Source organism: Shigella sp. FC1544 (genome assembly GCF_001722145.1).
GTDB lineage: Bacteria > Pseudomonadota > Gammaproteobacteria > Enterobacterales > Enterobacteriaceae > Escherichia > Escherichia coli.
This window is the reverse complement of the sequence record NZ_MECT01000130.1, coordinates 1-5,536: the sequence shown is the minus strand read 5'-3', so window position 1 is coordinate 5,536 and position 5,536 is coordinate 1. Positions and strand designations below refer to the sequence as shown.

At 48.5% G+C, this 5,536-nt stretch carries 5 protein-coding genes and 2 pseudogenes; all 7 read right to left on the bottom strand.

Going from position 1 to position 5,536, the window contains the following annotated elements; genetic code table 11:
• Positions 1–511: 511 nt before the first annotated feature.
• Positions 512–628 (bottom strand): annotated as a pseudogene (locus tag BGK49_RS30955) (hypothetical protein); the annotation flags it as partial.
• 359 nt (positions 629–987) lie between these two features.
• Positions 988–1,929, bottom strand: coding sequence for a fatty acid biosynthesis protein FabY (fabY, locus tag BGK49_RS08895; protein WP_001297068.1), 942 nt, complete (start codon positions 1,927–1,929; stop codon positions 988–990).
• 44 nt (positions 1,930–1,973) lie between these two features.
• Positions 1,974–2,411, bottom strand: coding sequence for a D-aminoacyl-tRNA deacylase (dtd, locus tag BGK49_RS08890; protein WP_000560983.1), 438 nt, complete (start codon positions 2,409–2,411; stop codon positions 1,974–1,976).
• Positions 2,408–3,280 carry a virulence factor BrkB family protein gene (locus BGK49_RS08885; RefSeq protein WP_000920762.1) on the bottom strand — a complete coding sequence of 291 codons (873 nt, stop codon included), beginning with the start codon at positions 3,278–3,280 and terminating at the stop codon, positions 2,408–2,410. The genes dtd and BGK49_RS08885 overlap by 4 nt, the downstream gene beginning before the upstream one ends.
• Entirely contained in the window at positions 3,274–3,873 is a 600-nt protein-coding gene (yihX, locus tag BGK49_RS08880; protein ID WP_001315111.1) for a glucose-1-phosphatase, read from the bottom strand. Before yihX ends, BGK49_RS08885 begins: the two co-directional genes overlap by 7 nt.
• A 140-nt stretch (positions 3,874–4,013) precedes the next feature.
• Complete coding sequence (locus BGK49_RS08875) at positions 4,014–4,901, bottom strand: aldose 1-epimerase (RefSeq protein ID WP_000846262.1); 888 nt, start codon at positions 4,899–4,901, stop codon at positions 4,014–4,016.
• Positions 4,891–5,439: pseudogene (locus BGK49_RS08870) on the bottom strand (MFS transporter); the annotation flags it as partial. The pseudogene BGK49_RS08870 and the gene BGK49_RS08875, both read right to left, overlap by 11 nt.
• Between the last annotated feature and the right edge of the window lie 97 nt (positions 5,440–5,536).

Genomic DNA, 5,536 nt, shown 5'->3' with positions numbered 1-5,536 from the left:
TGGGGAATATCTCCCCGGCAGCCTTCAGGGAAAAATATCATCAGATGGCTGCTTAAAAAAAGAACAAATGGTAGTATCCGCTATTGCCAGTACACCTCATTCTGATAAATGAAGAAAAACCGTATTCATCGCCATTACCACCACCTTACCTATATTACTCATTAATGTATGTGCGAAAATTACGCCGGAAAATCATTAAAAAAAAGCGGATTTTTGCATGTTGTTTTGTTTTTGCGAGGCTTTTTCCAGAAATAATAAGAGTGTTGCAGTTGTTTCATTTATTACTCAAAAATGGTTTAGTTATCGCCCAGGATGAATTATGGGTGCTATGAATATATTATATTCAGAGATATTTATTTGCATAATCTGAATGGTGTAGCCGAAAAACGTCAGCATCCTAACAGCACCAGGATTTAAGGTGAAATTAATCTTTCATCACAGACCGGTCAGTACTGCCACCAACCGGTCTTTACTTGCTCATCGTTATAATTTTGTTGGTAACAGTTCGGGAAAGTTGTTTTTCTAAATTAACAACAGAATAACTTTCTTGTTTAATGAGATTAATATTGGCAACCATTATAGCCTCCTTCCCACGGTTTAAGAGCAAACATACAACATAATGATTCATAACATACAGAGCAGTAAATGAATGATACTGACAATGATGCCAGCCCATTATCTTTGCATAATGTTTGTGAGCTATAGATTTTAAAAATATTTATGAGGAAAGTATGGCACCAGAGGAGGTTTTGACTATCAAAAATCGCTCAAACCTGAACTAAGATGATGAGTTAAGCATTATCTGCGATAATTGCCACTCAGCTCTACAAATAATATTTAAATGCTCCTGAACAGTGATGTAGCAAGACACGTATGGTGCCAACGAAGAATAAAAATTTATAGAGTTCTTATTCAATATTACCGGCATAGACAGGGAATGATGTAAATGACCGGAATGAGAGAGGCAGCACCGCCCCTCTCCATAAGCTACTCTTCTTCGTTCCCGCCCTCTTCATACGGGCCAAATGGCTTCGCGGGCAGAACGATATACGTGCCTTCAAACACTGCACCCGGCGTCTCGTCGCCAAAGATTTCAACTTGCATCTGCACCCGTGCTTTTCGTCCGCGCGCCAGACGGTCGAGATCGCCGCTTAAGGCACCAAGGTCGGCTACCGCATGAGGTTTACCGCTAATCGGCTTGCTGTAGCGGATATGCGCATCGGCCAGAATAATCGTTCCGCCGAGGTGGCGTTCGCGCAGCATCAGCCAGATAAGCCCCCAACCGGTGAGCGTTGCCAGCGAGAATAAACTCCCGGCAAACAGCGTATGGTGCGGATTCTGATTACCGGTTTCCGGCATGGTGGTGATAAATTTTTGCCCGGTATATTGCTGAATGCGCACGCCCATTTTTTCACTAAGCGGGATGTGTTCGTACCACGCCTGTTGCAGCTGCGCGCACCAGTCGCCGCGATGCAAAATATCATCCAGAGTGGCAACAGGTTTAATCATCAAAAAATGGCGAATCGGTGTGGTGGTTGGTGTGGTGATTTCTCCCTGATTAACAAACCCCAGCTTGGCGAAAAACTCCACCGCGTCTTCACGGGCGCTACAGGTCACGCGCTTAACGCCTTCCTGACGCGCCACCGACTCCAGGGTCATCGCCATCAACGTCCCCAGCCCTTTGTCCTGCACGTCGGGATGAACGGCCATAAAGCGAATGGACGCTTCATTGTCGGCATTAATATACAGTCGGCCTACCGCCACCAGATTCCCCTGCTCGTCGACGACCATCTGATGATGCGCCATCGCATCCCACGCGTCGCGTTCCGAACCTTTTGGTTGATGCAGGGGCTTACGCAACATTTCCCAGCGAAACTGATAGTAACGCTCTAACTCTTCTTCTGTTTGTGGAACCCGAAGGTGATACATAGCGATACTCTCTCTTGTTTCCCGTAACAACCCTGGAAGCTGGCTCATACCTGCAACCAGAATGTCACGGGGCCATCATTGACCAGCGATACCTGCATATCGGCAGCGAAGCGTCCTGTTTGCGTGTTCATCTCTTGCTGGCGGCAGCGTTCGACGAAATAGTCATATAACGCCTCTGCGCGATCCGGTGATGCGCCTTTGGAGAAACTTGGGCGCATCCCCCGTTCGGTATCTGCGGCGAGGGTAAACTGGGAAACCACCAGTACACTGCCGCCCGCCTGTTGCACGTTGAGATTCATCTTGCCTTCGGCATCGCTAAAGATGCGGTAGCCGAGCACACGCTCGCACAGACGGTTTGCTTTCTGTTCGTCGTCATCCTTTTCGACACCCAATAACACCAAAAGTCCCGCGCCAATTTCGCCCGTCACTTCTCCCTCCACGGTGACGCTGGCACGGGTTACGCGTTGAATTAATGCAATCATGGTTCGTCGTCTTCTTCTTGTTCAGCTGCTTGTTTTAGTTTGCGGTATTCCCCGAGAGTGACAGTAATTTCCGCGCCAAGCAAGACGATACACCATGTCCAGTAGACCCAAACAAAGAGAATGGGGATCACCGCCAGCACACCGTAAATGAGCTGATATGACGGGAACATGGTGATATAAAGCGCGAAACCTTTCTTTCCTGCTTCGAACAGGAGTGCGGCGACAAACGCGCCGACAATCGCGTCGCGGTTAGGTACGCGGATGGTAGGAACAATGCTGTACAGCAACCAGAAGGAGATCCACGACAACAGCAACGGAAAAATACGCAGCACGTTGTCGATGACAGTATTGAGATCGCTCGCCCAGCGCAGGGAGAGCAAATAGGAACTGATCGCCAGACTGGCCCCTGCCAGCAGCGGCCCCAGCGTTAAAATCATCCAGTACACGGCGAACGAGTAAATTTTTGGTCGCGCTCGTTTACTGCGCCAGATGGTATTCAACGCGCTATCGATGGAGTACATCAACAATAACGCGGTGACGATCAGCCCGCACGCCCCAACGGCGGTCATCTTGTTGGAATTGGCAACAAATTGTTCGATATACCGCTGAATAACATCGCCAGTAGCAGGCAGAAAGTTGGCAAAAATAAAGTGACGTAACTGAATGCTGACGTCGGAAAACATGGGAAAAGCGGCGAAAAGCGCAAAAACAACGGCAACCAGCGGCACTAATGAGAGCAACGACACATAGGCAAGGTTACCTGCCAGGGTTGTCATGTTGTCCTCATCAATACGTTGCCAGAGTAGTTTTAGCCAGGCCCATAGTGGACGGGTACGGTGCCTGGCTTTGTCCTGAATGGTTTTTAGCATAACACCTTCGCGAAATAGTCCGGGATGGTGGTTTTATCTTTCACCAGAATACTGGTAATGCCCAGCTGATTGGCTCCTTCTATATTATCGGCGTTATCGTCGAAAAAGACCGTATCGCTGGGTGAAAAACCTTCCGCCTGCAAAACATGCTGGTAAATTCGTGCTTCAGGTTTGCGCATCCCCAGATCTTGCGACAGATAGATATGGTCAGCAGCATCACGAATTTCCGGGTATTCTTCCGGCCAGAAGGTGGTATGCAGGCGGTTGGTATTGGAAAGCACCACCACGCGATGCCCCTGCTCACGCAGTTTATGCATGATGGCGATCACTTCCGGGCGCAGCGCAACAAACACCGCCTGCCAGCCGTGAGAGAACTGCTCGTAGCTTAGCGGTAGAGCCATCTCATGACACAGCGCCTCTGCGAACGCTTCGTCGCTAATTTCCCCACGCTCATGCTGATGAAACGCCTCCCCCATATGAAAACTCTTCTTAAGCGTAGCCAGTGGAACACGCGTTAAATCGCTCCAGGCTCCCAGCACACGGTTAAAGTCGATATCGACAATCACATTACCTAAATCAAAGATATAGAGCATTTTTGCCTCCTTTCGCGCCACAAGAAATTAACTGTAGCGGGAAAGGATGGGTTTGGCTATGTGGCAATAAGGGTAATCTTGTGATGCTGATTGCGAAAAAGCAGAGTAATTTCACTGGCTTTTTCGCAATAGATGAATGGTTAAGATTCAGGTGTAAATTGCCAACGAGTTTCGATGACCAGCGGCCTATCTGGTGTCACCAATTCCGGCGTTAGATTTATTGCGTTAGGTGCCTGAGTCAGCGGGTTAATACAGGTGGCATCGGGCTGTTTATCAAATACCACCAGACTGTTTGCAGAAGAGATCATGGTCATCGCGAGTTTACCAGGCCACAGTAACTTAACCTTCACCCCGTTATAAAAACCAAAACAGTCATCCCAGGGACCGGCTTGAGGAGAGATACGATTTCCAGTTGGCAGTTCATCACTACCCGCTTCTTCTTGCCAGTCCGCATCAAAAAGCACCTGCAACGATTCTGTATTTTGCGGAGTCAGCTTTTTCGCAAACCACGGATGCCAGCCAGCGGAGGCCGGGAATGTATCGGCATATGAATGGACTTCCAGTTGCAAAACCAGCGCATCGTTCTCCAGCAAAAAAGTCTGAATCACTTCCCCTTGCCAGGGCCACGGTGAAGCCAGGGGCATACGTAAAGTCAGGGAATCTGCTGTTTTGTCGATGATTTCCCACGTTGAGTAACAAGCCATACCATGCAACGCATGTGGTGGTTTATTGGCGGGTAAAGAATAACATTGCCCACCAGCATTCAGCGTCGCATTCCCCAGTCGCCCTGCCCACGGCACCATTGGGAAACAGCCATACTGAAAAGCTCTGCGCTGCGGCTGCCATTGGCGTAATACTTCAGAACCAAATGCCTTTAACGAGGTTATCCTGGCACCATCATGCGGATAAATCTGCAGGTGAATATTGCCTTTTTCCAGCGTCACTAACTCTCCTACAGGCCCAGGCCATGGCGCGTCAAACGCCTGTTGTAGCGCCAGGTAATGCTCGTTTTTTCGTTCAGTTTTCATGAGATTGTTCCCTGATGTAGCGGTAAGAAGCGGTTTCTTGTTCATCGGTCGGCTCAATCAGCCAGACGCAAACAAAGGAAAGAACTGAGACAGCAAATAAAAACAGAGCGACATACCACGGTTTTCCTCCCCCTAGCGCCAGCAAACTTGAGGCGATAAGGGGGCTTAGTCCGCCAACAATCGCGGAAAATTGATAAGCAAAAGAAAGGCCGGTATATCGTACTTTGGTACCGAACATGCGGGTGAAAAGTGTTGGCTGCACGGCAAACATCATCGTCGGACCTAAGTTGTAGCCGAGGATCATACTGCACCAGATGATGAGCGTACTTTTGCTATCCAGTAATAAGAAGAAAGGAAACGCGAACAGGACACAAAATCCTGCTCCCGACAAATACAGACTTTTTTGACCTATACGATCTGATAACCATCCAACCAATGGACAACTGAAAATACCGATCGCCGAGGCAATCAACATACCCGTCAGGGGAATATCTCGCGACAATGCTAATTGGCTGGAAATATAGACAATACCAAAGGCGGGTAATGCTGCCAACTTACTGATTTAGTGTATGATGGTGATTTTAAGGTGCTTGCGTGGCTTCCATTTCCATCAGATGTCCTTCCTGCTCCGCTAC

What these genes read in the sequence shown, in the direction of transcription:
- dtd (WP_000560983.1), bottom strand. Translation starts at nt 2,411, where the DNA reads ATGATTGCATTAATTCAACGCGTAACCCGTGCCAGCGTCACCGTGGAG.
- BGK49_RS08875 (WP_000846262.1), bottom strand. Translation starts at nt 4,901, where the DNA reads ATGAAAACTGAACGAAAAAACGAGCATTACCTGGCGCTACAACAGGCG.
- BGK49_RS08885 (WP_000920762.1), bottom strand. Translation starts at nt 3,280, where the DNA reads ATGCTAAAAACCATTCAGGACAAAGCCAGGCACCGTACCCGTCCACTA.
- fabY (WP_001297068.1), bottom strand. Translation starts at nt 1,929, where the DNA reads ATGTATCACCTTCGGGTTCCACAAACAGAAGAAGAGTTAGAGCGTTAC.
- yihX (WP_001315111.1), bottom strand. Translation starts at nt 3,873, where the DNA reads ATGCTCTATATCTTTGATTTAGGTAATGTGATTGTCGATATCGACTTT.